The organism is Streptomyces sp. NPDC051020 (genome assembly GCF_040683105.1).
Lineage (GTDB): Bacteria > Actinomycetota > Actinomycetes > Streptomycetales > Streptomycetaceae > Streptomyces.
In genome coordinates, this window is sequence record NZ_JBFBCG010000015.1 from 87411 (window position 1) to 111979 (window position 24569).

At 68.9% G+C, this 24569-nt stretch carries 22 protein-coding genes and 1 pseudogene; 10 read left to right on the plus strand and 13 right to left on the minus strand.

What is annotated here, in order from left to right:
- Positions 1-207: 207 nt before the first annotated feature.
- The 4 genes from AB0N06_RS11305 to AB0N06_RS11320 form a co-directional block, all read right to left on the minus strand.
- Positions 208-1392: a hypothetical protein gene (locus tag AB0N06_RS11305; RefSeq protein ID WP_366134423.1), complete on the minus strand. Its 1185-nt coding sequence runs from the start codon at positions 1390-1392 to the stop codon at positions 208-210.
- The gene (locus tag AB0N06_RS11310; RefSeq protein WP_366134424.1) at positions 1374-2111 is read right to left on the minus strand and encodes an ATP-binding cassette domain-containing protein; all 738 of its coding nucleotides are present in this window, start codon (positions 2109-2111) and stop codon (positions 1374-1376) included. Before AB0N06_RS11310 ends, AB0N06_RS11305 begins: the two co-directional genes overlap by 19 nt.
- A gap of 279 nt (positions 2112-2390) precedes the next feature.
- Positions 2391-3770 (minus strand): aspartate aminotransferase family protein, encoded by a 1380-nt coding sequence (locus AB0N06_RS11315; protein WP_345514476.1) that lies wholly within the window; start codon positions 3768-3770, stop codon positions 2391-2393.
- A complete protein-coding gene (locus AB0N06_RS11320; RefSeq protein ID WP_366134425.1) occupies positions 3755-4261 on the minus strand; it encodes an Lrp/AsnC family transcriptional regulator in 507 nt (168 codons plus the stop codon). The genes AB0N06_RS11315 and AB0N06_RS11320 overlap by 16 nt, the downstream gene beginning before the upstream one ends.
- A 162-nt stretch (positions 4262-4423) precedes the next feature.
- Between AB0N06_RS11320 and AB0N06_RS11325 the strand changes: the two genes are divergently transcribed.
- The 3 genes from AB0N06_RS11325 (at position 4424) to AB0N06_RS11335 (ending at position 7809) form a co-directional block, all read left to right on the plus strand.
- Complete coding sequence (locus AB0N06_RS11325; protein ID WP_366134426.1) at positions 4424-5863, plus strand: gamma-aminobutyraldehyde dehydrogenase; 1440 nt, start codon at positions 4424-4426, stop codon at positions 5861-5863.
- A 182-nt stretch (positions 5864-6045) separates the two neighbouring features.
- Positions 6046-7209 (plus strand): extracellular solute-binding protein, encoded by a 1164-nt coding sequence (locus tag AB0N06_RS11330; protein ID WP_366134451.1) that lies wholly within the window; start codon positions 6046-6048, stop codon positions 7207-7209.
- Between the two features lie 54 nt (positions 7210-7263).
- Positions 7264-7809, plus strand: a complete 546-nt coding sequence (locus AB0N06_RS11335; protein ID WP_366134427.1) for a hypothetical protein — start codon at positions 7264-7266, stop codon at positions 7807-7809.
- A 1-nt stretch (position 7810) separates the two neighbouring features.
- Here AB0N06_RS11335 and AB0N06_RS11340 read toward each other — a convergent pair whose 3' ends face one another.
- The 6 genes and pseudogenes from AB0N06_RS11340 to AB0N06_RS11365 form a co-directional block, all read right to left on the minus strand.
- Positions 7811-9007 (minus strand): serine hydrolase domain-containing protein, encoded by a 1197-nt coding sequence (locus AB0N06_RS11340; protein WP_366134452.1) that lies wholly within the window; start codon positions 9005-9007, stop codon positions 7811-7813.
- A gap of 74 nt (positions 9008-9081) precedes the next feature.
- Positions 9082-9813: a response regulator transcription factor gene (locus tag AB0N06_RS11345; protein WP_366134428.1), complete on the minus strand. Its 732-nt coding sequence runs from the start codon at positions 9811-9813 to the stop codon at positions 9082-9084.
- Complete coding sequence (locus tag AB0N06_RS11350) at positions 9810-10997, minus strand: histidine kinase (RefSeq protein ID WP_366134429.1); 1188 nt, start codon at positions 10995-10997, stop codon at positions 9810-9812. The genes AB0N06_RS11345 and AB0N06_RS11350 overlap by 4 nt, the downstream gene beginning before the upstream one ends.
- A 13-nt stretch (positions 10998-11010) precedes the next feature.
- A pseudogene (locus AB0N06_RS11355) lies at positions 11011-11178 on the minus strand (SAM-dependent methyltransferase); the annotation flags it as partial.
- Between the two features lie 156 nt (positions 11179-11334).
- Positions 11335-12039 (minus strand): glycerophosphodiester phosphodiesterase, encoded by a 705-nt coding sequence (locus tag AB0N06_RS11360; RefSeq protein ID WP_366134430.1) that lies wholly within the window; start codon positions 12037-12039, stop codon positions 11335-11337.
- A 23-nt stretch (positions 12040-12062) separates the two neighbouring features.
- A complete protein-coding gene (locus tag AB0N06_RS11365; protein WP_366134431.1) occupies positions 12063-13097 on the minus strand; it encodes an adenosine deaminase in 1035 nt (344 codons plus the stop codon).
- A 133-nt stretch (positions 13098-13230) separates the two neighbouring features.
- Between AB0N06_RS11365 and AB0N06_RS11370 the strand changes: the two genes are divergently transcribed.
- On the plus strand, positions 13231-13977 hold the full coding sequence (locus AB0N06_RS11370; RefSeq protein WP_366134432.1) for a DUF4190 domain-containing protein: 747 nt from the start codon (positions 13231-13233) through the stop codon (positions 13975-13977).
- 73 nt (positions 13978-14050) lie between these two features.
- Here the strand turns inward: AB0N06_RS11370 and AB0N06_RS11375 are convergent, their stop codons facing one another.
- Entirely contained in the window at positions 14051-14611 is a 561-nt protein-coding gene (locus AB0N06_RS11375) for an NADAR family protein (protein WP_366134433.1), read from the minus strand.
- 206 nt (positions 14612-14817) lie between these two features.
- On the opposite strand from AB0N06_RS11375, the gene AB0N06_RS11380 reads away from it, so the two are divergent.
- Genes AB0N06_RS11380 through AB0N06_RS11405 form a run of 6 tightly spaced genes read left to right on the plus strand, consistent with a single transcriptional unit; the run spans position 14818 to position 22003 of the window.
- Positions 14818-16332, plus strand: coding sequence for a gamma-aminobutyraldehyde dehydrogenase (locus AB0N06_RS11380; RefSeq protein WP_366134434.1), 1515 nt, complete (start codon positions 14818-14820; stop codon positions 16330-16332).
- 43 nt (positions 16333-16375) lie between these two features.
- Positions 16376-17626 (plus strand): spermidine/putrescine ABC transporter substrate-binding protein, encoded by a 1251-nt coding sequence (locus AB0N06_RS11385; protein WP_366134435.1) that lies wholly within the window; start codon positions 16376-16378, stop codon positions 17624-17626.
- Positions 17627-17681: 55 nt separating this feature from the next.
- A complete protein-coding gene (locus AB0N06_RS11390) occupies positions 17682-18833 on the plus strand; it encodes an ABC transporter ATP-binding protein (protein ID WP_366134436.1) in 1152 nt (383 codons plus the stop codon).
- On the plus strand, positions 18830-19762 hold the full coding sequence (locus AB0N06_RS11395; protein ID WP_366134437.1) for an ABC transporter permease: 933 nt from the start codon (positions 18830-18832) through the stop codon (positions 19760-19762). The genes AB0N06_RS11390 and AB0N06_RS11395 overlap by 4 nt, the downstream gene beginning before the upstream one ends.
- Positions 19762-20565 (plus strand): ABC transporter permease, encoded by an 804-nt coding sequence (locus AB0N06_RS11400; RefSeq protein ID WP_366134438.1) that lies wholly within the window; start codon positions 19762-19764, stop codon positions 20563-20565. Before AB0N06_RS11395 ends, AB0N06_RS11400 begins: the two co-directional genes overlap by 1 nt.
- Positions 20566-20587: 22 nt before the next feature.
- Positions 20588-22003 (plus strand): FAD-dependent oxidoreductase, encoded by a 1416-nt coding sequence (locus AB0N06_RS11405; protein ID WP_366134439.1) that lies wholly within the window; start codon positions 20588-20590, stop codon positions 22001-22003.
- 54 nt (positions 22004-22057) lie between these two features.
- Here AB0N06_RS11405 and AB0N06_RS11410 read toward each other — a convergent pair whose 3' ends face one another.
- Positions 22058-22882 (minus strand): phosphatase PAP2 family protein, encoded by an 825-nt coding sequence (locus AB0N06_RS11410; RefSeq protein ID WP_366134440.1) that lies wholly within the window; start codon positions 22880-22882, stop codon positions 22058-22060.
- Positions 22883-23005: 123 nt separating this feature from the next.
- On the minus strand, positions 23006-24346 hold the full coding sequence (gabT, locus tag AB0N06_RS11415) for a 4-aminobutyrate--2-oxoglutarate transaminase (RefSeq protein ID WP_366134441.1): 1341 nt from the start codon (positions 24344-24346) through the stop codon (positions 23006-23008).
- Positions 24347-24569: the final 223 nt, after the last annotated feature.

Here is a 24569-nt window from a genome sequence, read left to right on the forward strand (position 1 = left end):
CGGGGCGTACCGCTCCAGCCGTACGGTCATGTGCCCCCCGATGTGGGAGGTGGCACCGTGACGGACATGGCGCCTGGGGCGGAGCGGGACACGGTGCGAACGCCCGTACCATCGGGCCCGCCTTTACCGGGATCGTGGCAGTCAGCGGTGCCGTCACCGTGCTCATCGGACTGCCCGTCGTGCCGGTCGCCGCGTCTGCCGACAGCCTCAGCCGGTCAGCGGCAGCGCGGCCAATTCGGCGATTGCCCAGGTGATCGGGGCGAATACGACCAGCAGAATGCCGACCCGCAGGGCCGTCGCTGCCCGCAGCGCCGAGGCCGGCGCGCCGAGCCGCAGCAGTGTCCGAGCCAGGTGGGCGCGGGCCTGCTTCGCCTCCAGGGCGGAGGTCAGCAGCGTCGCCGTCGTGCAGCCCAGTACGAGTACGGCGCCGAGCGCGGCGAGCGGGCCGAAGGGACGCGAACCTGTTCCGTACAGCGCGAACGCCGCGATCACCGCGGAGAGCACCGCGCAGACCACACCCAGCGGCCGGCCGATCCGGCGCGCCTCGTCCATCAGCACCCTTCCGGCCATCAGGCGCACGGCTCCGGGACGCACTGCCTGCAGCAGCTGTCCGCAGAGGTGCGTCAGTCCGGGACCCGCCGTGGCCAGACCGATTGCCGTCAGCGACCACCCCGCCAGCACCCACACCGAGGTGCCGTCGGGAATTCCCGGCAGGGGGAACGGGCTGCCCGCGCCATCACGGCTCGCGTACGCCTCGACCGCGAGACCGGCTGCCGCCAGTGCCACGCCCCACGGCAGTCCGGTCGGCGGAGCAGCAGGAGCCGGGATCTGCTCGTCCGGCACGATGTCCTGCGTGCCGTCCTCCGGCACCGCCGCCTGTAGCGGCCGGGCGCGCAGCGCCAACGCGCTCGCCGCCGCGGCGGCCACCGGCACCAGCGTCAGCAGAACAAGGGTCGCGGCCACCGGCAACGGGGCTCCTGCGCCCAGCAGTTCGGCTGCCGCGCCGTCGAACGGCAGCCCGGTCAGATCGCCGCGCAGATGCACGAAGAAGAGCAGCGCCACCATCGACCCGAGGGTGCAGGACATGGCGGTGGAGACCGCGGCCAGCACACCGAGCCGGACCGGCCCCAGACCGACGGCGGACAGCCCCGGACGCGGGCGGGTGCTCGGGTCCGTACGGGCCACCGCGACCGCGAACTGCACGGTGGCGGCCAGCGGCACGAAGCACCACAGCAGCCGCAGCACCGAGGCGGTCGAGTAGGCCGGATGCGTCGACGCGTAGGTCAGGGTGCACAGCAGCAGGAAGCCGACCCCGGCTGAGGCGGCCGCGACCAGCAGCCGCCGCACCAGGACCAGCGGATGGGTACCGCGGGCTAGACGGAGAGCGAGCACGCCGCGCGGCCTTCCGTGTCGGACACCGCGGGCAGGGCGACGGTGGCGACGCGGCGGCCGTCCAGCAACGGGACCGTGCGGTCTGCCAGCGAGGCGACCTCCACGTCATGGGTGGCGAGCACGACCGTGATGTCGTGCGAGCGGGCCGCGCTCGTCAGTGTCCGCAGCACATGGGTGCGGTCCGTGCGGTGCAGCGTCGCGGTCGGCTCGTCGGCGAAGATCACCGTGGGCGAGCCGGCCAGCGCGCGGGCGACGGCGATCCGCTGGCGCTGCCCCTGGAGCAGCATGTGTGGCCGCTGCTTGGCGCACATGCCGATGTCGAGCCGCTCCAGCCACTCCATGGCGGCCTTCTTCGCGGCCCGGTGCGGGGTGCCGCGCAGCAGCAGGGGGAGCGCTGCGTTCTCCCAGGTGTTCAGCTCCGGTACGAGTTGGGGATCGGGTGCGATCCAGCCGAACCGGTCACGGCGCAGCCGCTCGCGCAGCCGCGGACCCATGGTGTGGACCGGGACGCTGTTGAACCACACCTCGCCCTGCTGAGGCACCAGTTGGCCGGAGAGGCAGTGCAGCAGAGTCGTCTTGCCGCTGCCTCGCGGGCCGGTCACGGCGAGGACCTCGCCGTCGTGGACCTCCAGGGAGATCCCGGCGAGCGCGGGTGAGCCGTTGTGGGAGTGGTGCAGGGAACGTGCCCAGATCACGTCGTTGTCCGGCGGGGCCACCATGGCGTGCACCTCGGTTCAGATCAGATTTCCCGTCCCCCGTACGGGGGAACGAAGAGGAGGCCGATCGGTCACTCGGCACCGTAAGGATTCGGACCGTGGTGTGCGCACAGCACGCGGCCCGGGTGCGCCTCTTCCCACTCGAATGGGCGCATCCGGGCCGTGTGGACCGTATGAAATGACCGCTGGAATGCGGTCGGCTGGTGAACAGGCCGGGGTCAATCGGTCAATCGTTCCGTGGTCGATCAGCCGATCGACCCGCGGCCCGGGTCACCGTCCCTCTCAGAGCTTCGTCCAGGCCTCCGTCAGGACGCTCCGGAGGATGCCCTCGATCTCGTCGAACGTCGACTGGTCGGAGATCAGCGGCGGCGCGAGCTGGACGACCGGGTCGCCACGGTCGTCGGCCCGGCAGTACAGACCGTTGTCGTACAGCGCCTTGGAGAGGAAGCCGTAGAGAACGCGCTCGGTCTCCTCGTCGGTGAACGTCTCCTTGGTGGCCTTGTCCTTCACCAGCTCGATGCCGTAGAAGAAGCCGTTGCCGCGGACGTCGCCGACGATCGGCAGGTCGTGCAGCTTCTGCAGCGTCGTGAGGAACGCGTTCTCGTTGTCCAGGACGTGCTGGTTGAGACCCTCGCGCTCGAAGATGTCGAGGTTGGCGAGGCCGACCGCCGCGGAGACCGGGTGGCCGCCGAAGGTGTAGCCGTGCAGGAAGGTGTTGCCGCCCTCGTAGAACGGCTCGGCGATGCGGTCCGAGACGATGCAGGCGCCGATCGGGGAGTAGCCCGACGTCATGCCCTTGGCGCAGGTGATCATGTCCGGCACGTAGCCGAACTTGTCGCAGGCGAACATCGTGCCGAGGCGGCCGAAGGCGCAGATGACCTCGTCGGAGACGAGCAGCACGTCGTACTTGTCACAGATCTCGCGGACCCGCTGGAAGTACCCGGGCGGCGGCGGGAAGCAGCCACCGGCGTTCTGTACCGGCTCCAGGAAGACCGCGGCGACCGTCTCCGGTCCCTCGAAGAGGATCTCCTGCTCGATCTGGTCGGCGGCCCAGCGGCCGAAGGCCTCCGGGTCGTCGCCGTGGATCGGGGCGCGGTAGATGTTGGTGTTCGGCACCTTGTGCGTGCCGGGGACCAGCGGCTCGAAGGGGGCCTTCAGGGCCGGCAGGCCGGTGATGGACAGGGCGCCCTGCGGGGTGCCGTGGTAGGCGACCGCACGCGAGATGACCTTGTACTTGGTCGGCTTGCCCTTGAGCTTGAAGTACTGCTTGGCAAGCTTCCAGGCGGTCTCGACGGCCTCGCCGCCACCGGTGGTGAAGAAGACCTTGTTGAGGTCGCCCGGCGCGTAGTCGGCGAGCCGCTCGGCCAGTTCGACGGCCTTCGGGTGGGCGTAGGACCACACCGGGAAGAAGGCCAGTTCCTGGCCCTGCTTGTAGGCAGCTTCGGCGAGCTCGTGACGGCCGTGACCGGCGTTGACCACGAACAGGCCGGACAGGCCGTCGAGGTAGCGCTTGCCCTGGTCGTCATAGATGTAGGTGCCCTCGCCACGCACGATGGTGGGAACGGGCGCGTTCTCGTAGTCCGACATGCGGGTGAAGTGCATCCACAGGTGGTCGTACGCGGTTCGGCTGAGGTCCTTGCTCACGGCTATCGGGTTCCCCACATATAGGTCTGCTTCTTGAGCTTCAGGTAGACGAAACTCTCGGTGGAGCGCACACCGGGGATGGCCCGGATGCGTTTGTTGATCGTTTCCAGCAGGTGGTCGTCGTCCTCGCAGACGATCTCCACCATCAGGTCGAAGGAGCCCGCGGTCATCACCACGTACTCGCACTCGGCCATGGCCGACAGCGCTTCCGCGACGGGATCGAGGTCGCCTTCGACATTGATGCCGACCATCGCCTGCCGCCGGAACCCCACGGTGAGCGGGTCCGTGACGGCGACGATCTGCATCACGCCCTGATCGAGCAGCTTCTGGACGCGCTGCCGCACAGCCGCCTCGGAGAGGCCGACGGCCTTGCCGATCGCGGCGTACGGACGACGCCCGTCCTCCTGGAGCTGCTCGATGATTGCGAGGGAGACGGCATCGACCGCTGGTGACGATCCGTTCCCGGTCCTGGAGTCTGCGCTGCGACTGGCCACGCATCTACTGTGCACCGGGACTCGTCTGTCTTGCAACCCTCGATCGATGAAATTCGTTGTTTGAGGGTCAAGATCTCACTGAATCCGAAGTTCTCGGCGGGTGGGTATGTCGAAAGCGTTACCTCTGCGACTAGGCTGGACGTCCACCCATTGGACGTGTCGACAGGAGGGGTGGTTGTGACCACCGAGGTGCGCCGTCTGCGCAACTACATCAACGGGGAGTTCCGGGACGCCGCGGACGGGCGGACCATCGATGTGGTCAACCCGGCGACGGAAGAGGTCTACGCGACCTCTCCGCTCTCCGGTCAGGCCGATGTCGATGCCGCCATGGAGGCCGCCGCCGCGGCCTTCCCCGCCTGGCGCGACACCACGCCCGCCGAGCGCCAGAAGGCCCTGCTGAAGATCGCGGACGCGTTCGAGGCGCGGGCGGAGGAGCTGATCGCCGCCGAATCCGAGAACACCGGCAAGCCGATCGAGCTCACCCGTACCGAAGAGATCCCGCCGATGGTGGACCAGATCCGCTTCTTCGCGGGCGCGGCGCGGATGCTCGAAGGCCGCTCGGCCGGCGAGTACATGGAGGGGATGACCTCCATCATCCGCCGCGAGCCGGTCGGCGTCTGCGCCCAGGTCGCGCCGTGGAACTACCCGATGATGATGGCGGTATGGAAGTTCGCCCCGGCGCTCGCCGCGGGCAACACGGTCGTCATCAAGCCGTCCGACACCACCCCGGCGTCGACCGTGCTGATCGCCGAGATCATCGGCGACATCCTGCCCAAGGGCGTCTTCAACGTCCTCTGCGGCGACCGCGAGACCGGCCGCGCGATGGTCGAGCACCGGACCCCGGCGATGGCCTCCATCACCGGTTCGGTACGGGCCGGCATGCAGGTCGCCGAGTCCGCCGCCAAGGACGTCAAGCGTGTTCACCTGGAGCTCGGCGGCAAGGCGCCCGTCGTCGTCTTCGAGGACTCCGACATCGCCAAGGCCGTCGAGGGCATTTCCGTCGCAGGCTTCTTCAACGCGGGTCAGGACTGTACGGCCGCGACCCGCGTCCTCGTCCACGAGTCGATCCACGACGAGTTCGTCACCGCGCTCGCCAAGGCCGCCGCGGACACGAAGACCGGGCAGCCGGACGACGAGGACGTGCTCTACGGCCCGCTCAACAACGCCAACCAGCTGAAGCAGGTCAGCGGCTTCATCGACCGGCTGCCCGCGCACGCCAAGGTCGAGGCGGGCGGCCACCGGGTCGGCGAGAAGGGCTACTTCTACGCCCCGACCGTCGTCTCCGGTCTGCGGCAGGACGACGAGATCATCCAGAACGAGGTCTTCGGACCGGTCATCACGGTCCAGTCGTTCACCGACGAGGACCAGGCCGTGGAGTACGCGAACGGCGTCGAGTACGCCCTCGCCTCCTCGGTGTGGACCAAGGACCACGCCCGCGCGATGCGCATGTCCAAGAACCTCGACTTCGGCTGTGTGTGGATCAACACCCACATCCCGCTCGTCGCCGAGATGCCGCACGGCGGATTCAAGAAGTCCGGCTACGGCAAGGACCTCTCCGCGTACGGCTTCGAGGACTACACGCGCATCAAGCACGTCATGACCTCGCTCGACGACTGACACCCAGCGGTGGTGACGGCCCCTCGAATGTGGCACTTCGAGGGGCCGTTCCCGTGTCCGCCGCCTGACGGGGCATCGACAGGGTGTGCGGGAGAGGCCCGCTCTGCTGGACGATTGGTCCATTGTCCGCCGCGTGCCCGGCCGGGCATCCTGCGCAGGTGCGAGCGATCCCGAACAACCCCATGTCCCGCCGGTCCCTGCTGCGCGCCTTCGGGGCGGGAGCGGCCGGTGTCACGCTGGCCGGCTGCGGAGTGCCCGCTGCCTACGTGCAGCCGGGCGACCGCACCGGACACGACTACTCCGGCGGCGACCACACGCTGCATTTCGCCAACTGGCCGCTGTACATCGACACCGACGACAAGGACCAGTCGAAGCGGCCCACCCTCGACGCCTTCACCGAGCGCACCGGGATCTCCGTCACGTACACCGAGGAGATCAACGACAACGACGAGTTCTTCGGGAAGATCAGTCCCGCGCTGATGAACCATCAGCAGACCGGGCGGGACGTGTTCGTCATCAGCGACTGGCTGGTCGCCCGGTTCGTACGGCTCGGCTGGGTGCAGGAGATGGACCGGGCCAAGCAGCCCAATGTCGCCAAATACCTGGACCCGCAGCTGCGTTCCCCCGCCTTCGACCAGGGGCGGACGCACAGCGTTCCCTGGCAGTCCGGGATCACCGGCATCGCGTACAACCGCAAGAAGCTCGGCCGCGAGGTCCGGCACATGAGTGATCTGTGGGCGGACGACCTGCGGGGCAAGGTGACGCTGCTGTCCGGGCTCGACGAGTCCATCGCCCTGCTGATGCAGGGCAACGGCGTCGACATCGCCCGGTGGACGCTGGACGACTTCTACACGATGTGCGACCAGGTGGAGAAGCTGGTGAAGACGAAGCACATCCGCCGATTCACCGGGAACGACTACATCAAGGACCTCTCGACCGGTGATGTGCTCGCCTGCCAGGCGTATTCGGGAGATGTCATCCAGCTGAAGGCGGACAACCCGGAGATCGAGTTCGTGGTGCCGGAGGAGGGAGCCGAGCTCTGGGCGGAGTCGCTCGTGATCCCCAACCTGGCCCGGCACAAGCGCAATGCGGAGAAGCTGATCGACTACTACTACGAGCCGGAGGTCGCCGCGGAGCTCGCGACCTGGGTCAACTACGTCTGCCCCGTCCCGGCCGCCCGCGAGGTGCTGGCCTCCTCGAAGGACGAGGACACCGCGGCGCTCGCCGAGAATCCGCTGATCTTCCCCGACGACGCGATGCGTAGACGGCTGGCGATCGCCCGCGACATCACGTCCGAGGAGCGCACCGAGATGGCGAAGAAGTGGAACTCCATCGTCGGGTTGTGAAGCCGGCCCCGGGGTGACGTAAAAGGCGCGTAAACACGGGCGTACGCTGCGGACATGAGCGAGCGAAGAGCCCTGCTGAGGCGCATACGCGTGTGGTTGGTCGTCTTTATCGTCTGTCTGGTACTGAGTGGGCTGACCGCTTTCCCGCTCGTCCATGAACTCCACTGGGCCGAGGATCTGCTGAGGTCCTCGGCCTCTCCCGTGCCCGAACACTTCCCGGCCCTCATGGAGTGGATCACCCGGGTCCGGACCGGTCTCGACGAGGCCGACGCGACGTACCCGTTCGTGCTGTACGGCACCGACTGGCTGGCTTTCGCGCATCTCGTCATCGCGGTCGCTTTCTACGGTCCGTACCGCGACCCGGTCCGCAACATCTGGGTCGTCGAGTTCGGCATGATTGCCTGCGCCGGGATCATCCCGCTCGCGCTGATCTGCGGACCGATCCGGCACATTCCGTTCTGGTGGTCGGTCATCGACATGTCGTTCGGCGTCTTCGGAGTGCTTCCCCTGCTCGTCGTCCGCCGGATGATCAAGCGGTTGGAAGCGCTGGAGCGGACGCCGGACCCGGTGGCCGGGCCGGCTTCCGCGGCAACGGTCTGAGTCACTGGGCCGACGGGGCACCGAAGGCGGCCACCACGATGTTCATCGCCGTGGCATTCATGCCCTCCCCCTTCGCGTCCGTCGCATTGACGCTGTAGACGAGGGTCCGCGAGAGATCGCGGGTGGCCGCGACGGCTGTGTTGTAGCCCCAGCGGCCACCCGTCTTGCCCCACACCTCACGCCCGCCCAGCCTCATCACCGACAGACCCGCGCTGTAAGCGGCCGGGTCGCCCGTGTCGTACTCCCGTACCGATGCCCCGGGCAGGGTGAACATTTCCTCCAGCAGCGGCCCGCGCACCACCTGCCCGCGGAACAGGGCCCGGATGAAGTGCTCCAGATCGGCGGTGGTGGAGATCAGATCACCCGCCGCCCAGGCGTCCGTCGCGCCCCACACCGTCACATCGCGCAGTTCGCTGGTTCCGTCGGCCCCGGTGAAGACCTGGTAGCCGTGGTTGTGCGGGCCGCGGATCGTCGGGTCGGTGCCGGGGAAACCGGTGTCCTTCAGTCCCAGGGGATCCAGGATGCGGCGGGACACCTCCGACTCGTACGTGCCGCCCGTGACCTTCTCGATCAGCAGGCCCGCCACGGTGTAGCCGATGTTGTCGTAGTGCTGCTGCGTACCGGGCGCGAAGTCCGGCCGCTGGGAGGTGGCTTCGCGCACCATGTCCGCCGCGTCGTGCAGATCGAAGCGGTGCGCGTACCACTCGTCGAGCGTGTCGCCGCCGGAGCCGACGGACGGGATGCCGCTGGTGTGGTTCAGCAGCTGGCGCACGGTGACCTTCTTGTACGCCGCGGGTATCAGCTCCGGCAGATAGCGCCGGACCGGCAGGTTCAGGTCGAGCTTCCCCTCCCCGGCCAGCTGTAGCACGACGGCCGCCGTGAAGACCTTGGTGACCGAACCGGCCCGGAAGCGGCCCCCCGGGTCCGCCAAGAGCCCCGACTCCAGGTCGTGCACACCGGAGCTGCCCCGCCAGGTTCCCGCGGTGCCTGCGACCCGGACGAGCGCGGCCGTGGCGTCGGTCCTCGGGAGCCCGGCGATCGCGGCCCGCAGGGCCTCGGCGTCCGGGGCGGCCTGCCCGGTGGTCGCGGCGGCGGTCGCAGGGGTGCGGTCTGCCGCGAGCGCCGGTCCGGCCGGGCCGGCGGCGATGCCGAGGAGCAGGGCGGCTGCGACGACGGTACGGGAAGTGCGGGCGTTCATGTCCGGTGCCTCCTGGGCGTGGAATCCGTAACTGCTGGTGGACTCCATCCTGTTGATCCGCAGGCCCCGGCGGATCACCCGGCCGAGCGGTCCTCGACGGGCGCTTTTCTCACCTGTGCGGGGGAGGCGGGTGACGGCTGTCCCTCCGGCGAGGGAGTGACGACACCGCACTCGTACGCGCAGATGACCGCCTGGATCCGATCGCGCAGTCCCAGCTTGGACAGCACATGGCCCACATGGGTCTTCACCGTGTGTTCGCTGACGACCAGCGCGGCCGCTATCTCCGCGTTCGACAGACCGCGGGCCAGGTGCAGCAGCGTCTCGCGCTCGCGGGCGGTCAGCACGTCGAGGCGCGCCGCCGACGACGACACGGCCGAGGCCGCCGGCCGCGAAGTGTAGTCGGCGATCAGCCGGCGGGCCACGGAAGGCGCCAGCAGCGAGTCCCCGGCCGCCACCACCCGTACCGCGTGCACCAGATCGTCGCGGCGCACATCCTTGAGCAGAAACCCGCTCGCCCCCGCGTGCAGCGCCTCATAGACGTAATCGTCCGAGTCGAATGTGGTGAGCATGACCGTCCGGCAGCCGGTCTCCGCGCTGATGGCGCGGCACGCCTCGATGCCGTCCGTGCCGGGCATCCGAATGTCGAGCAGCGCCACGTCGGGCGCCAGCCGGCGCACCGCGTCGACTGCCGCGGCGCCGTCGCCCGCCTCGGCCACCACCTCGATGTCCGGCTGTGCGGCCAGGATCATCGCGAAGCCGCTGCGCACGAGCTCCTGGTCATCGGCCACCACCACGCGGATCGTCAACTTCCCACCCCTGTAACCGTATCTGCCTGCGGAATCGTCACCCGGACCCGGAACCCCCGGCCGCCCGGACCCGGGCCGGTGACGGCGGTGCCGTCGTGTGCCGCCGCGCGCTCCCGGATACCGATCAGACCCATGCCGGTGCTGGCGCCGGTGCCGGAACCGCGGCCGTCATCGGTAATGGTGAGGGTCAACGCTTCCGTTCCGTATGCCAGGTGTACGGAAACCGCGTTGGCGGCGGCGTGTTTGACGACGTTCGTCAGGGCCTCCTGCACGATCCGGTGCACCGTGGCCTCGACCGCCAAGCCGAGCGGCCGGGGCGGGCCCGTGACCTCGTACGGGATGTCCAGGCCGCTGCCGCGTACTCGCGCGATCAGTGCCGGCAGTTCGGCCAGTGAGGGCTGAGGTTCCCGGGGTGCGTCCGGTGCGCTCTCGTTCTCGCGCAGCACGCCGAGCATCCGGCGCAGCTGCACCATGGCGTCCCGGCCCGTCTCCGAGATCGCGTCGAACGCCGCCTCGGCACGTTCCGGCGCCGTACGGACCGCGACCGGTCCGGCCTCCGCCTGCACGATCATCAGGCTCACCGCGTGCGACAGGATGTCGTGCATCTCCCGTGCGATCCGGGCCCGTTCGCGCGCCGCCGCCTGCTCGGCCTCGATCCGGTGCGTCAGCTCCAGCTGCCGGGCCCGGTCCTCCACCGCATTCAGATAGGCCTTGCGTGTCACGGTGAACCGGCCGAACGCGTAGGCCGCGGCGAACACGAAGAGGGAGAAGAGCTGCTCCCTGATCTCACTGCTGTCCAGGCCGACCGAGAACACCACCGCCACAGCCGTGAGCGCCGTGATTCCGAGCCGTTTCAGCGGCGAGGAGAGTTCGGCCACCGTGTAGAACGCCACGAGGCCGGTGTACGGGAGCGGCTGGCCCGGACCGTCGACGGCGAACTTGTACAGGCCACCGGCCAGGAGGACGGCGATCAGGGCCGCGACCGGTGCCCGCCGGCGGACGACCAGCGGCAGCACGGTCAAGCTGGTCAGCCCGTACGCCGTCCATGTCGCCTCCGGCAGCTCCGGGGCACGCGGGACGACGAACGGCATGGTCACCGCGGCCTGCACCAGCAGTGCGACGGTGAGGTCCACGGTCCGGGGGCCGGCCCCGAGCACCCTCGGGGCCAGGTTTCTTACGCGCATGCTGTCGGTGCTGTCAGGGCTTCCGGGCGACGGCGCCGAACTGAGCGACCACCGGCGCCGTGGTTCCCGGGTCGGTCCGCCACCGCGCACACGAGACGATGCCCGGCTCGACATGCTCCAGGCCCTCCAGGAACGTGGCGAACTCGGCACGGCTGCGGGCGGTGATCGGCGGGGTGGCGTTCCCGCCCAGCCAGTGGTTCCAGACCCGCGCGTTGTGCGCGATGTCGGAACGGAGTCGGGTGGGACGGGGGCTGCTGTGCGGTTCGGTCACACCTGCTCCTATCGGGCACCGGTTTCGCTCACCAACGATGAGGCATCGCCCATCATGCCGGATCGATCAAGAAAGCTCGGAGGGCCGGAAGTTGGCGAGCAGACTGTGCAGGGCGTCGACCCGGTTGGTGGTGATCGAGTCGACGCCGTGTCCGATCAGACGGCGCATCGTGCGCTTGGTGTCGGCTGTCCAGGCGGAGACCAGCAGCCCGTCCCGGTGGATACGGTCCGTCAGTTCCCGGCTCACCAGACCGAACCGGTAGTTCAGCCAACGCGGCCTCACCACGTCCAGCAGGGCGGGGCGAGGCGGGGCGAGTGTCGTCCAGGTGAGGGCGATCTCCGCGGACGGATCCGCGGCGCGCACCCGCAGCATGGCCTCGGGGCCCGCGCAGTAGTACGTACGCTCCGCGGCCCCGCACTCGCGGACCAGACCGATGGTCTTCCGTACCGACTCGTCGGTGGAGCCGGGCAGATCGAGCATGAGGCGGTGCGCCCCGGCGGCGAGCAGCGCCTCGCGCAGGGTGGGCACACCGCCCGCGGTCAGCTCGGTGAGCTCCTGATGGGTGAGCCGGTCCAGTCTGCGTGCGTGGCCCCACAGCCGCTCCAGCGTGGCGTCGTGCAGCAGGACCGGCACCCCGTCTCGGGTGACCCGGACATCGATCTCGACCGCGTCCGCCCCCCGTTCGACGGCGGAGCGGATCGAGGGGAGGGTGTTCTCGCGGACACGGTAGGGATCGCCGCGGTGAGCTACGGCGGTGACAGAGGCGGCCATGGGGCCATTGTCACCACCGGCGGTCACCGGCCGGTTCGCCGCAGCCAGTCCGACGTGTACGTGTCGATCTCGGCGGCCAGCGTCCGCTTGCCGGCCGGGTCGAGGTACGAGGCCTCCACCGCGTTCTTCGCGAGCCCGGCAAGACCCTGCTCGTCCAGACCGAGGAGTCGGGCCGCCACCGCGTACTCGTTGTTGAGGTCGGTGCCGAACATCGGCGGGTCGTCGCTGTTGATGGTGACCAGGACTCCGGCGTCCACCATCTCCTTGACCGGGTGCAGGTCGAGATCGGTCACGGCACGGGTTGCGATGTTCGAGGTCGGGCAGACCTCCAGCGCGATCCGGTGTTCGGCGAGGTGGTCGAGGAGCCTGCGGTCCCGGGTGGCGCTGGTGCCGTGGCCGATGCGCTCGGCGCGCAGTTCGGTGAGGGCGTCCCAGATCGTCTGCGGGCCCGTGGTCTCCCCGGCATGCGGGACGGAATGCAGCCCCTCGGCGATCGCCCGGTCGAAGTAGGGCTTGAACTGCGGGCGGGGCACGCCGACCTCGGGACCGCCGAGCCCGAACGAGACGAGGCCCTCCGGCCGGAGGTCCACCGCGAGCCGGGTGGTCTCCGCGGCGGCTTCCAGTCCGGCCTCGCCGGGAATGTCGAAGCACCAGCGCAGAACGACCCCGAGCTCGGCCTCGGCGGCCTTGCGGGCGTCCTCTATCGCCTCCATGAAACCCTGCTCCGGAATGCCGCGCCGGGTCGAGCTGAACGGGGTGACAGTCAGTTCCGCGTACCGGATGTTCTGCCGGGCCATGTCCCGGGCGACCTCGAAGGTCAGCAGCCGGACATCCTCCGGGGTGCGGACCAGGTCCACGACGGAGAGATAGACGTCGATGAAGTGGCCGAAATCGGTGAAGGAGAAGTAGTCGGCCAGCGCCTCGGGGTCGGTGGGGACCTTGGAGTCCGGGTGATGGGCGGCCAGTTCGGCGACGATGCGGGGCGAGGCGGATCCGACATGGTGGACATGCAGTTCGGCCTTGGGCAGCCCCGCGATGAAGGCGTGCAGATCGGTCATCGGATCCTCCGGGGGCGTGACGTGGAGCGGTCCGGGCACGGGACGGCCCGGTGTGGGACGGGGAACATCGTAGGCCGGAGCGGCGGTTGCCGGGTCGGGCCGTAGCATGACGGGACCACGATGGGGGAGGCCCATGTCAGAGAACACAGAGCAGCCCGCGGACGGGGCTGCGCCACGCGATCCGTGGGCTCCGCCGGACAACAGGGTGCCGCTGGAGAAGCAGACCGGTGACCCGCGCCCGCCCGGTGTGCACGACCAGCAGACGGTCACCTCGATGCCGGCCACAGGAACGGGACCGGCGCCCACGGCGGGGTTCGGCGCCGCACCGGGGACCGGCCCCTTTGCCGCACCGGGAGCCGGCCCCTTTGCCGCACCGGGAGCCGGCCCCCTGCCCGGAGCGGGACAGGCGCCCGGGGACGTCCCGCCGCCGCCGATCGCGCCGAGCGGTCCCGGGCAGCAGTTCCCTCCGGCAGGACAGTACGGATACCCGGCCGCACCCGCCCCGCAGTACGGCGGTTATCCGGGATACCCCGGCTACGGCCAGGCGGCCTGGGGCGGACCGGCACCCGCAAACGGGCTCGGTATCGCGTCGATGGTGCTCGGCATCATCGCTGTGGCCGGCTTCTGCATGTGGGGGCTCGGGGTCGTCCTCGGCGTCCTCGCGCTGATCTTCGGTCTCATAGGCCGCGGCCGGGTCAGCCGGGGTGAGGCGAACAACGGCGGCGTCGCGCTGGCCGGCATCATCCTGGGCTCGCTCGGCATCGTGATCAGCGGAGCGTTCCTGGGCTTCCTGATCTGGGGCGTGAGCCACGACTTCAACCACCACGACCCCTACGACGACACGTACGGAATGTCCCTGGTCGTGGACGGCACGCGGTAGAGGCAGGAATGCCGCCGCACAGAACAAGGCCCGCGGGGCGGTGGGGAATACCCCGACCGCCCCACGGGCCTTTTCATGTCGCGTCGGGCACGGCGCGCAGCCGTGTTCGCGCTTCCATGAGGGCGAACCCCAGCAGATTCAGCCCCCGCCAGCGCTCCGGATCCTCCGCTCGCGGGTCGTCCGCCGCCAGTCCGATGCCCCAGATCCTGTCCAGGGGGCTCGCCTCGACCAGCACCCGGTCCCCGGTGTTCAGCAGGAACGCGCGCAGCCCGGCGTCCTGGCCGAACTTGTGGACACTGCCCGCCACCACCAGGGCGAACCGCTCCCGCTCCCACACCGTGTCGTCGAAGGCGCGGACCAGCCGGCCCGCCTTCTTCGCCGCCGCTGGGCTGCTCGCGGACAGCGCACGGCGCTCCGCCTCCGCGTCGCCGAAGAGCCGCGCCTTGCCGGCCATCATCCAGTGCTCGGCCGACGCGTATGTCACCCCGTCGACCGTGAACGGCGAAGGCCACCACTGGCTGAGGCAGCTCGCGCCGATCCGCCCGTCCGGCCGAGGACGGTGCCCCCAGAACGGCAGGTACGTCACTTTCTCACCGCGACGGGTTCGCGCCAGGAGCTCGCTCAGGTGTTCCATGACATGCGAGTCTGGCATCCGCCACTGACACTCCGTACGTGGATTTCCGCGGCGACGCGACACATGGTCGACAGATTCCGTCGCGTAACCAAAAGGCAACAACGGAATCACTTGTTGAGGTCAGCCTCCTCTGCCAGGATCGGCACTCAAATCGAGCAGAAGGTACGCCGCCCCGGTTCACGGAGACAGCGGCGGAGGAGAGCGTCATGGGCAACGGCTTCCACGTGCGGGACCGCTTCGCGGCCGGCGCGCAGTACATCGGCGGAAAGTTGCGCTCCGGCACATCGGGACGCAGCCACGACGTCGTGAACCCGGCTACGGGCGAGATCGTCTACACCTACGAACTGGCGGGCACCGCCGATGTCGACGCGGCCGTCGCGGCCGCCCGCGAGGCGTTCCCCGGCTGGTCGGGTGCCACGCCGGGCGAGCGGTCCGAGGCGATGCACCGGTTCGCCGCCGTCCTCGCGGAGCAGGCCGACGACTTCGCGTACGCCGAGTCGCTCCAGTGCGGCAAGCCCATCAAGCTCTCCACCGAGTTCGACGTGCCCGGCACCGTCGACAACACCTCCTTCTTCGCCGGCGCCGCCCGCCACCTGGAGGGCAAGGCCGCCGGGGAGTACGACGGCGACCACACCTCGTACGTACGCCGCGAGGCCATCGGCGTCGTCGGCTCGATCGCCCCCTGGAACTACCCGCTCCAGATGGCCGCCTGGAAGGTCCTCCCGGCGGTCGCGGCGGGCAACACGATCGTGCTGAAGCCCGCCGAGATCACCCCGCTGACCTCGCTGATGTTCGCCCAGGCGGCCACTGAGGCAGGCATCCCGGACGGTGTGATCAACATTGTCACCGGCGCGGGCAAGGACGCGGGCGAACATCTCGTCGGCCACCCGGACGTCGTGATGACCTCCTTCACCGGCTCCACCGCCGTCGGCAAGCGGGTCGCGGAGATCGCCACCGCCACCGTCAAGCGCCTCCACCTCGAACTCGGCGGCAAGGCCCCCTTCGTGGTCTTCGACGACGCCGACCTGGAGGCCGCTGTCAACGGCGCGGTCGCCGGAGCGCTCATCAACACGGGCCAGGACTGCACCGCCGCCACCCGCGCCTACGTCCAGCGGCCGCTCTACGACGCCTTCGTTCAGGGCGTCGCCTCGCTGATGGAGACCGTCCGGCTCGGCGACCCCTTCGACCCGTCGACCGACCTCGGCCCGCTGATCAGCCACGCCCAGCGGGACCGGGTCGCCGGTTTCGTCGAGCGCGCCCGTGCGTACGCCACCGTCGTCACCGGCGGTGAGGCCCCCGGCGGCGACCTCGCGGACGGTGCCTACTACCGGCCGACCCTCGTCGCGGGCGCCGCCCAGGACAGCGAGATCGTGCAGTCGGAGATCTTCGGCCCGGTCCTGGTCGTGCTGCCCTTCGACACCGACGACGAGGGCATCGCCCTCGCCAACGACACCCCGTACGGACTCGCCGCCTCCGCCTGGAGCCGCGACCTGTACCGGGCGGGCCGCGCCACCCGCGAGATCAAGGCGGGCTGCGTCTGGGTCAACGACCACATCCCGATCATCAGCGAGATGCCGCACGGCGGATACAAGGCCAGTGGCTTCGGCAAGGACATGTCGGTGTACTCGTTCGAGGAGTACACACAGGTCAAGCACGTGATGTACGACAACACCGCGGTCGTCCGGAAGGACTGGCACCGCACGATCTTCGGGGACCGATAGCCAGGCCGGACAACGGCCACACTCACCCGAAAGGGCAACGCGCATGGAGCAGTACGAGCCGGAGCACCTCTCCGCGGCCCAACTGGCCGCGATGCGGCGCAGTCTTACCAGTGGCAGGGGTGCCCTCACCCGCCGTTCGTTGCTGCGCGCCTCCGGCATGGGCGCGCTCGCGCTCGGCGGCCTGGGCACGCTGAGCGCGTGCGGTATCCCGCCCGCGAAGCGGGAGGGGGACGCAGCAGCGGCATCCGACGACCACTCGGCCAAGGAGAAGCAGGTCAACTTCTCCAACTGGACCGAGTACATGGACGTCACCGACGACGGCAAGCACCGGCCCACCCTGGAGGCGTTCACGGAGCGCACCGGGATCCAGGTCAAGTACACCGAGGACATCAACGACAACGTCGAGTTCTTCGGCAAGATCAAGCCGCAGCTCGCGGCCGGCCAGGACACCGGCCGCGACATCATCTGCGTCACCGACTGGCTGGCCGCGCGCGTCGTCCGCCTCGGCTGGGCGCAGAAACTCGACGCGTCGCACCTGCCGCACGCCTACGCCAACCTCTCGGCCCAGTTCCGCTCCCCGGACTGGGACCCCGGCCGCGCCTACTCGTACCCGTGGGCGGGCATTCCCACCGTCATCGCCTACAACTCCAAGGCGACCGGAGGCCGTAAAGTCGATTCCGTCAGCCAGCTGCTCGACGACCCGAAGCTCAAGGGACGGGTCAGCTTCCTCTCGGAGATGCGCGACTCCATCGGCATGACCCTGCTCGACATGGGCAAGGACCCGGGCACCTTCACCGACGCCGACTACGACGCCGCGATCGGCCGGCTCCAGAAGGGCGTCGACAAGAACCAGATCCGGCGCTTCACCGGCAACGACTACACGGCAGACCTCGACAAGGGCGACATCGCCGCCTGCGTCGCCTGGGCGGGCGACATCATCCAGCTTCAGGCCGGAAACCCGGACATCAAGTACGCCATCCCGGCCGCCGGTTACATCATTTCCAGCGACAACCTGCTCGTCCCGGTGAAGGCCCGGCACAAGACCAACGCCGAGAAGCTCATCGACTACTACTACGAGCCGTCGGTCGCCGCCAAGCTCGCCGCGTACATCAACTTCGTCTGTCCGGTCGACGGAGTCCGCGACGAACTGGCGAAGATCGACCAGGCGATGGCCGACAACGTCCTGATCCTTCCCGACAAGGAGATGGCGGCCCGGTCGCACGCCTTCCGCTCGCTGACCTCCAAGGAAGAGACGGCGTACGAGGAGAAGTTCGCCAAGCTCATCGGCGCCTGACCGACCCGCCTTTCCTTCCCCCGATCTCCCCCTGACACCACTGGGACTCCGACCCATGACACAGCAGCAGACCGAAGGCGGCGACGTCCGCCTCACCGGGATCAGCAAGACGTACGGCTCCTTCAAAGCCGTCCAGCCGCTCGATCTGACCGTCCCGCAGGGCTCCTTCTTCGCCCTGCTCGGGGCGTCCGGCTGCGGCAAGACCACCACCCTGCGGATGATCGCGGGGCTGGAGGAGGCCACCACCGGCACCATCTCGCTGGGCGGCCGGGACATCACCGACCTCCCTCCGTACAAGCGGCCCGTCAACACCGTCTTCCAGAGCTATGCGCTCTTCCCGCACCTCGACATCAGCGAGAACGTCGCCTTCGGTCTGCGCCGGCGCGGCATCAAGTCGGTCAAGAAGCAGGTCGACGACATGCTGGAGCTCGTCCAGCTCGGCGACTTCGCCAAGCGCAAACCGCACCAGCTCTCCGGCGGCCAGCAGCAGCGTGTCGCCGTCGCCCGCGCGCTGATCAACCACCCGCAGGTGCTCCTGCTCGACGAGCCGCTCGGCGCCCTCGACCTCAAGCTGCGCCGCCAGATGCAGCTGGAGCTCAAGCGCATCCAGACCGAGGTCGGCATCACGTTCATCCATGTCACCCACGACCAGGAGGAGGCCATGACCATGGCCGACACCGTCGCGGTGATGAACGCGGGTCGCGTCGAACAACTCGGCGCACCGTCCGATCTGTACGAGAATCCGAAGACGACGTTCGTCGCCAACTTCCTCGGCACCTCCAACCTCATCGAGGGCGAGATCACCGAGGCCGGCGAGGACATCCTGGTCGGTGCGGGCGGCATGACGCTGCGGCTGCCCGCCGGGCGGTGCCAGGCGCCGACCGCCCGTGGCGGCAAGCTGCTGCTCGGCGTCCGTCCGGAGAAGATCTCCCTCGCCCATGCCGACGACGCGGACTCCATAGCCGCCGGACGCAACCGGGTCACCGGCCGGATCACCGACTCCAGCTTCATCGGTGTCTCCACGCAGTACGTGGTCGAGAGCCCGGCCGGCAAGGCGCTTCAGGTGTACGAGCAGAACATCGAGCGCGACACCCGGCTCACCCCGGGAGCCGAGGTCGTCCTGCACTGGAACCCCGCGCACACCTTCGGCCTCGACGCGGCCCAGGACATCGACGCAGGCGTGGAGACGGTGGAGGACGCGACGTGACCGTCACCGAAGCGCCGCCCGCGCCGCCCACAGACCCCGCCGAACTCCCTGTACGCAAAGCCTCCACCCGCAAGCGGCTCGTGCCGTACTGGCTGCTGCTCCCCGGCATCCTGTGGCTCATCGTCTTCTTTGCGCTGCCGATGGTCTACCAGGCGTCGACCTCCGTACAGACCGGATCCCTGGAGAAGGGGTTCGAGGTCACCTGGCACTTCCAGACCTACTGGGACGCGCTGTCCGAGTACTACCCGCAGTTCATCCGGTCCCTGCTGTACGCGGGCACCGCGACGATCCTGTGCCTGCTGCTCGGCTACCCGCTCGCGTATCTCATCGCGTTCAAGGCGGGCCGCTGGCGCAACGTGGTGCTGGTGCTGGTCATCGCGCCGTTCTTCACCAGCTTCCTGATCCGTACGCTCGCCTGGAAGACGATCCTCGCGGACGGCGGTGCGGTCGTCGAGGTGCTGAACACCCTGCACGTCCTGGACGTCACCAGCTGGCTCGGCTGGACCGAGAACAACCGGGTGCTGGCCACGCCGATGGCGGTGGTCTGCGGTCTGACCTACAACTTCCTGCCGTTCATGATCCTGCCGCTCTACACCTCGCTTGAGCGGATCGACGGCAGGCTGCACGAGGCGGCCGGCGACCTGTACGCCACCCCCGCCACCACCTTCCGCAAGGTGACGTTCCCGCTCTCCATGCCGGGCGTCGTCTCCGGCACGCTGCTGACCTTCATCCCGGCCAGTGGTGACTACGTCAACGCGGAACTGTTGGGCTCCACCGACACCAAGATGGTCGGCAGCGTCATCCAGACCCAGTTCCTGCGCGTCCTCGACTACCCGATGGCGGCCGCGCTCTCCTTCATCCTCATGGCGGTGGTCCTGCTGATGGTCACCGTCTACATCCGCCGCTCCGGGACGGAGGACCTGGTCTGATGTCCGTACTGCGCTGGCTCCGCCGCCATCTGATCGTCATCGCGGGTCTGCTGACCCTCGCGTACATGATCCTGCCGAACATCGTCGTCATGGTGTTCTCCTTCAACAAGCCGAACGGGCGCTTCAACTACGCCTGGCAGCGCTTCTCACTGGACGCCTGGAAGGATCCCTGCGGCGTCGCCGACATGTGCGGCTCGCTCTCGCTCTCTCTCCAGATCGCCACCTGGGCGACCATCGGCGCGACCGCGCTCGGCACGATGATCTCCTTCGCACTGGTCCGCTACCGCTTCCGGGCGCGCGGTGCGATCAACTCGCTGATCTTCCTGCCGATGGCGATGCCCGAGGTCGTCATGGCCGCCTCGCTGCTCACGCTCTTCCTCAACATGGGTGCGCAGCTCGGTTTCTGGACGATCCTCATCGCGCACATCATGTTCTGCCTGAGTTTCGTCGTGACGGCGGTCAAGGCGCGCGTGATGTCGATGGACCCGAGGCTGGAGGAGGCGGCCCGCGATCTGTACGCGGGCCCCGTGCAGACGTTCCTGCGGGTGACCCTGCCGATCGCCGCCCCCGGAATCGCCGCGGGAGCGCTGCTCGCGTTCGCGCTCTCCTTCGACGATTTCATCATCACCAATTTCAACGCGGGCTCGACCGTGACCTTCCCCATGTTCGTCTGGGGTTCGGCACAGCGCGGCACACCCGTGCAGATCAACGTCATCGGCACGGCGATGTTCATCATTGCCGTACTGGTGGTTGTCGCCGGCCAGCTGATCGCGAACCGGCGGAAGAACAGCGCACGACCCTGAAGTCCTGAAGGAGTTGGAAACCATGGCCCCAGTTGCCATGCGTACTGCTGCACAATCGCTCTCCGGCGCCCGGCCGGTCTCGTTCTGGCTGGACGACCCCGGCAGGCCCGACGCGCTTCCCGCGCTCACCGGCGACGAACACTGCGATCTGCTCGTCATCGGCGGCGGATACAGCGGACTGTGGACCGCACTGATCGCCAAGGAACGCGACCCGGAACGAGACGTCGTACTGATCGAGGGGCACGAGGTGGGCTGGGCCGCCTCGGGCCGCAACGGCGGATTCTGCGCCGCTTCCCTCACCCATGGCCTCCCCAACGGCTTGGAACGCTGGCCTGACGAGATCAAGAAGCTGGAGGAGATGGGCGAGCAGAACCTCGACGCCATCGAGGCGGCTGTCGCCCGCTACTCCATCGACTGCGAGTTCGAGCGCACCGGCGAGATCGATGTCGCCACGGAACCCCACCAGCTCGAAGAACTCCGGGAATGGCACCGGGAAACGGAGAAACTCGGCTTCACCGGAGTGGAATTCCTCGATCAGGACGCCCTGCGCGCGGAGGTCGACTCACCGACATTCCTGGGTGGGCTCTGGGACCGGCGCGGGGTCGCCATGCTGCACCCCGCCAAGCTCGCCTGGGGGCTGAAGCGGGCCTGCCTCGAGCTGGGCGTACGGGTGTACGAGCACACGCGGGGCCTCGAACTGGCCAGGACCGCCACCGGGATGGCGGTCCGCACGCCGTACGGGAAGGTCCTCGCCCGACGGGTCGCGCTGGGCACGAACATCTTCCCGTCACTGGTGAAGCGAGTGCGTCCGTACACCGTCCCGGTCTACGACTACGCGTTGATGACCGAACCGCTCACCGCCGACCAGCTCGCCTCCATCGGCTGGAAGAACCGGCAGGGGCTCGGCGACAGCGCCAACCAGTTCCACTACTTCCGGCTCTCGGCGGACAACCGGATCCTGTGGGGCGGCTATGACGCGATCTATCCGTACGGTGGCCGGCTGAGCGCCGATCTCGACCAGCGGCCGGAGACGTTCCTCAAGCTCGCGGGCCAGTTCTTCGAATGCTTCCCGCAGTTGGCCGGGGTGCGTTTCAGCCACGCATGGGGTGGTGCGATCGACACCTGTTCCCGCTTCTCCGCCTTCTTCGGGACGGCCCATCAGGGTCGGGTCGCCTACGCCGCCGGATTCACCGGGCTCGGTGTCGGAGCAACCCGCTTCGGCGCCGATGTGATGCTCGACCTGCTGTCCGGCGAAAGGACCGAGCGGACCGGTCTGGAAATGGTGCGCACCAAGCCGATGCCGTTCCCCCCGGAGCCGTTCGCCTGGGCTGGGATCGAACTCACGAAGAGGTCCCTGGCCAGGGCGGACAACAATGGCGGGCACCGCAATCTGTGGCTGCGGACGATGGACCGCCTGGGGCTCGGCTTCGACAGCTGACCGGGCCGTGAGCGACCGCTTCGACAACGGTGAGTTCTCGAAGAATGTCGACGCCTACTCCGTCGGCTGACGCCGCCGTGAAGAACGGCTCGACCAGCTGAGCGCCAGGAGGAGCAGCCCGCTCAGGCACCAGCTGCCGAGCACATCCAGCGGCCAGTGATAGCCGCGCAGCACCAGACCGATGCCCGTCGCCACAGTCAGCAGGACAGCGGCGACGGGCATTGTCCATGACCACTTCGACCGCCCTGCCGGACCTGTGCGCGGGGCGAGCAGCAGCGCTGCAGCCCCGTACGCCACCGCGGCCGTCGCCGCATGGCCCGACGGGTAGTAGCCGGTTGCCTCGGTCAGCGGTCCCGGACGGGCGATCACGTCCTTGAGCGGGACGATCAGCGCGGGTACCGCCGCCATGGCGAGCGCCGCGAACAGCGGCGCACGGCGTGCGCCGCGCAGCAGCGCGTAGATGATCGCGCCCCCCAGGACCGGGAGCGCGACCTGCATGTTGCCGAGATCGGCGAGGAATTCGGTGAGCCGGGCGGGACCGTGTCCGACGACGGTCCGGCCGATCCGCTCGTCCAGCCCGCGCAGCGGGCCGTCGGCCGCGACCTGCCAGGTGAGGAGCGCGAAGGCCGTGAGCAGCGACGACACCAGCGAAAGGAGAAAAGCCGACCGCCCCGGAACAGGGGGGGTGGTTCCGGGGCGGCCGCCTGGACCGGGTTGCCGCGCGCCCCGGGGGGTTTGGGGCGAGCGGCCATCCGATCGGTGAGGAGTTCCGGAGCCAGAGGCTCCAGTGGTGTGCGCGAAGGCACGACCAGGACGGTGCTGGGGAAGCTCCGACCCGGCCTCACTCGCAGTGCCCTGCGAGCAGGGTGTTTCTCTCATCTGCAGAAACCGTACGGCAGCCGATGGGGGACCGACAGCCGGAATCGGATCCCGCCATCGGCCCCCCACACCTTCTTCACAGACCCTCACGTGGGCCCGATCGGGATCGGCTCCGGGACCGGATCAGATCTGGGTGAAAGCCTGCTCGATGACGTCGAGGCCCTCGTTCAGCAGGTCCTCGCCGATCACCAGCGGCGGCAGGAAGCGCAGCACATTGCCGTACGTGCCACAGGTGAGGACGAGCACGCCCTCGGCGTGGCAGGCCTTCGCAAGCTTGGCGGCGGCCTCCGGGTTCGGGTCCTTCGTGCCGGACTTCACCAGCTCGATCGCGATCATCGCGCCGCGGCCGCGGATGTCACCGATGACATCGCCGTTCGGCAGCTTCGCCTGCATCTCGGCGAGGCGGCCCTTCATGACCTCCTCGATGCGCTTCGCCTTCCCGTTCAGGTCCAGCTCACGCATGGTCTCGATGGCGCCGAGCGCACCCGCGCAGGCCACCGGGTTACCGCCGTACGTACCGCCGAGGCCGCCCGCGTGCGCGGCGTCCATGATCTCGGCGCGGCCGGTCACTGCGGAGAGCGGCAGACCGCCCGCGATGCCCTTGGCGGTGGTGATCAGGTCGGGTACGATGCCCTCGTCCTCACACGCGAACCACTGGCCGGTACGGCAGAAGCCGGACTGGATCTCGTCCGCGACGAAGACGATGCCGTTGTCCTTGGCGAACTGCGCGATGGCGGGGAGGAAGCCCTTCGCCGGCTCGATGAAGCCGCCCTCGCCGAGCACCGGCTCGATGATGATCGCGGCGACGTTGTCGGCGCCGATCTGCTTGGTGATCTGGTCGATGGCCTGGGCGGACGCTTCGGCGCCGGCGTTCTCCGCACCGGTCGGCCAGCGGTAGCCGTACGCCACCGGGACGCGGTAGACCTCGGGCGCGAACGGACCGAAGCCCTGCTTGTACGGCATGTTCTTGGCGGTCAGCGCCATCGTGAGGTTCGTCCGGCCGTGGTAACCGTGGTCGAAGACGACGACGGCGGTGCGCTTGGTGTAGATACGGGCGATCTTCACGGCGTTCTCGACGGCCTCGGCGCCGGAGTTGAACAGCGCGGACTTCTTGGCGTGGTCGCCCGGCGTCAGCTCGGCGAGCTGCTCACAGACCTCGACGTACCCCTCGTACGGCGTGACCATGAAACAGGTGTGGGTGAAGTCGGCCAGCTGCGCGGACGCGCGGCGTACGACGGCCTCGGCGGAGGCGCCGACCGAGGTCACGGCGATGCCGGAGCCGAAGTCGATCAGGCGGTTGCCGTCCACGTCCTCGATGATCCCGCCACCGGCACGGGCGGTGAACACCGGCAGGGTGGAGCCCACACCTGCGGCGACCGTCGCGAGACGGCGGGCCTGCAGCTCCACCGACTTCGGGCCGGGAATGGCAGTGACGACGCGGCGCTCCTGCGGAATTGCGGTCATGCGGGGCTCCTGGGGGTGTTTCGGACGCTTCTCTCTGCAGGCTAGGGGCGAGGCCGGGGGTCCGGCATGTTCCGTTCGGGAGAAGTGCCGGGTCGCGGTTGTCCGTCACGGACATAGCGACCGGTATGGCCCTCGGCCCGGCAGCAGGTGCGAGACATCCCGATCAACAGCGTCTGACGGAGTGGTACGGGGCACTAGATTGAGGGGATCGGGCGCCCGCGCC

Excerpts from the sequence above, each read along its gene's own strand:
- AB0N06_RS11310 (WP_366134424.1), bottom strand. The coding sequence starts at position 2,111 with ATGGTGGCCCCGCCGGACAACGACGTGATCTGGGCACGTTCCCTGCAC.
- AB0N06_RS11330 (WP_366134451.1), top strand. The coding sequence starts at position 6,046 with ATGTCCCGCCGGTCCCTGCTGCGCGCCTTCGGGGCGGGAGCGGCCGGT.
- AB0N06_RS11335 (WP_366134427.1), top strand. The coding sequence starts at position 7,264 with ATGAGCGAGCGAAGAGCCCTGCTGAGGCGCATACGCGTGTGGTTGGTC.
- AB0N06_RS11340 (WP_366134452.1), bottom strand. The coding sequence starts at position 9,007 with ATGAACGCCCGCACTTCCCGTACCGTCGTCGCAGCCGCCCTGCTCCTC.
- AB0N06_RS11350 (WP_366134429.1), bottom strand. The coding sequence starts at position 10,997 with ATGCGCGTAAGAAACCTGGCCCCGAGGGTGCTCGGGGCCGGCCCCCGG.
- AB0N06_RS11360 (WP_366134430.1), bottom strand. The coding sequence starts at position 12,039 with ATGGCCGCCTCTGTCACCGCCGTAGCTCACCGCGGCGATCCCTACCGT.
- AB0N06_RS11365 (WP_366134431.1), bottom strand. The coding sequence starts at position 13,097 with ATGACCGATCTGCACGCCTTCATCGCGGGGCTGCCCAAGGCCGAACTG.
- AB0N06_RS11370 (WP_366134432.1), top strand. The coding sequence starts at position 13,231 with ATGTCAGAGAACACAGAGCAGCCCGCGGACGGGGCTGCGCCACGCGAT.
- AB0N06_RS11375 (WP_366134433.1), bottom strand. The coding sequence starts at position 14,611 with ATGGAACACCTGAGCGAGCTCCTGGCGCGAACCCGTCGCGGTGAGAAA.
- AB0N06_RS11380 (WP_366134434.1), top strand. The coding sequence starts at position 14,818 with ATGGGCAACGGCTTCCACGTGCGGGACCGCTTCGCGGCCGGCGCGCAG.
- AB0N06_RS11385 (WP_366134435.1), top strand. The coding sequence starts at position 16,376 with ATGGAGCAGTACGAGCCGGAGCACCTCTCCGCGGCCCAACTGGCCGCG.
- AB0N06_RS11390 (WP_366134436.1), top strand. The coding sequence starts at position 17,682 with ATGACACAGCAGCAGACCGAAGGCGGCGACGTCCGCCTCACCGGGATC.
- AB0N06_RS11400 (WP_366134438.1), top strand. The coding sequence starts at position 19,762 with ATGTCCGTACTGCGCTGGCTCCGCCGCCATCTGATCGTCATCGCGGGT.
- AB0N06_RS11405 (WP_366134439.1), top strand. The coding sequence starts at position 20,588 with ATGGCCCCAGTTGCCATGCGTACTGCTGCACAATCGCTCTCCGGCGCC.
- AB0N06_RS11410 (WP_366134440.1), bottom strand. The coding sequence starts at position 22,882 with ATGAGAGAAACACCCTGCTCGCAGGGCACTGCGAGTGAGGCCGGGTCG.
- gabT (WP_366134441.1), bottom strand. The coding sequence starts at position 24,346 with ATGACCGCAATTCCGCAGGAGCGCCGCGTCGTCACTGCCATTCCCGGC.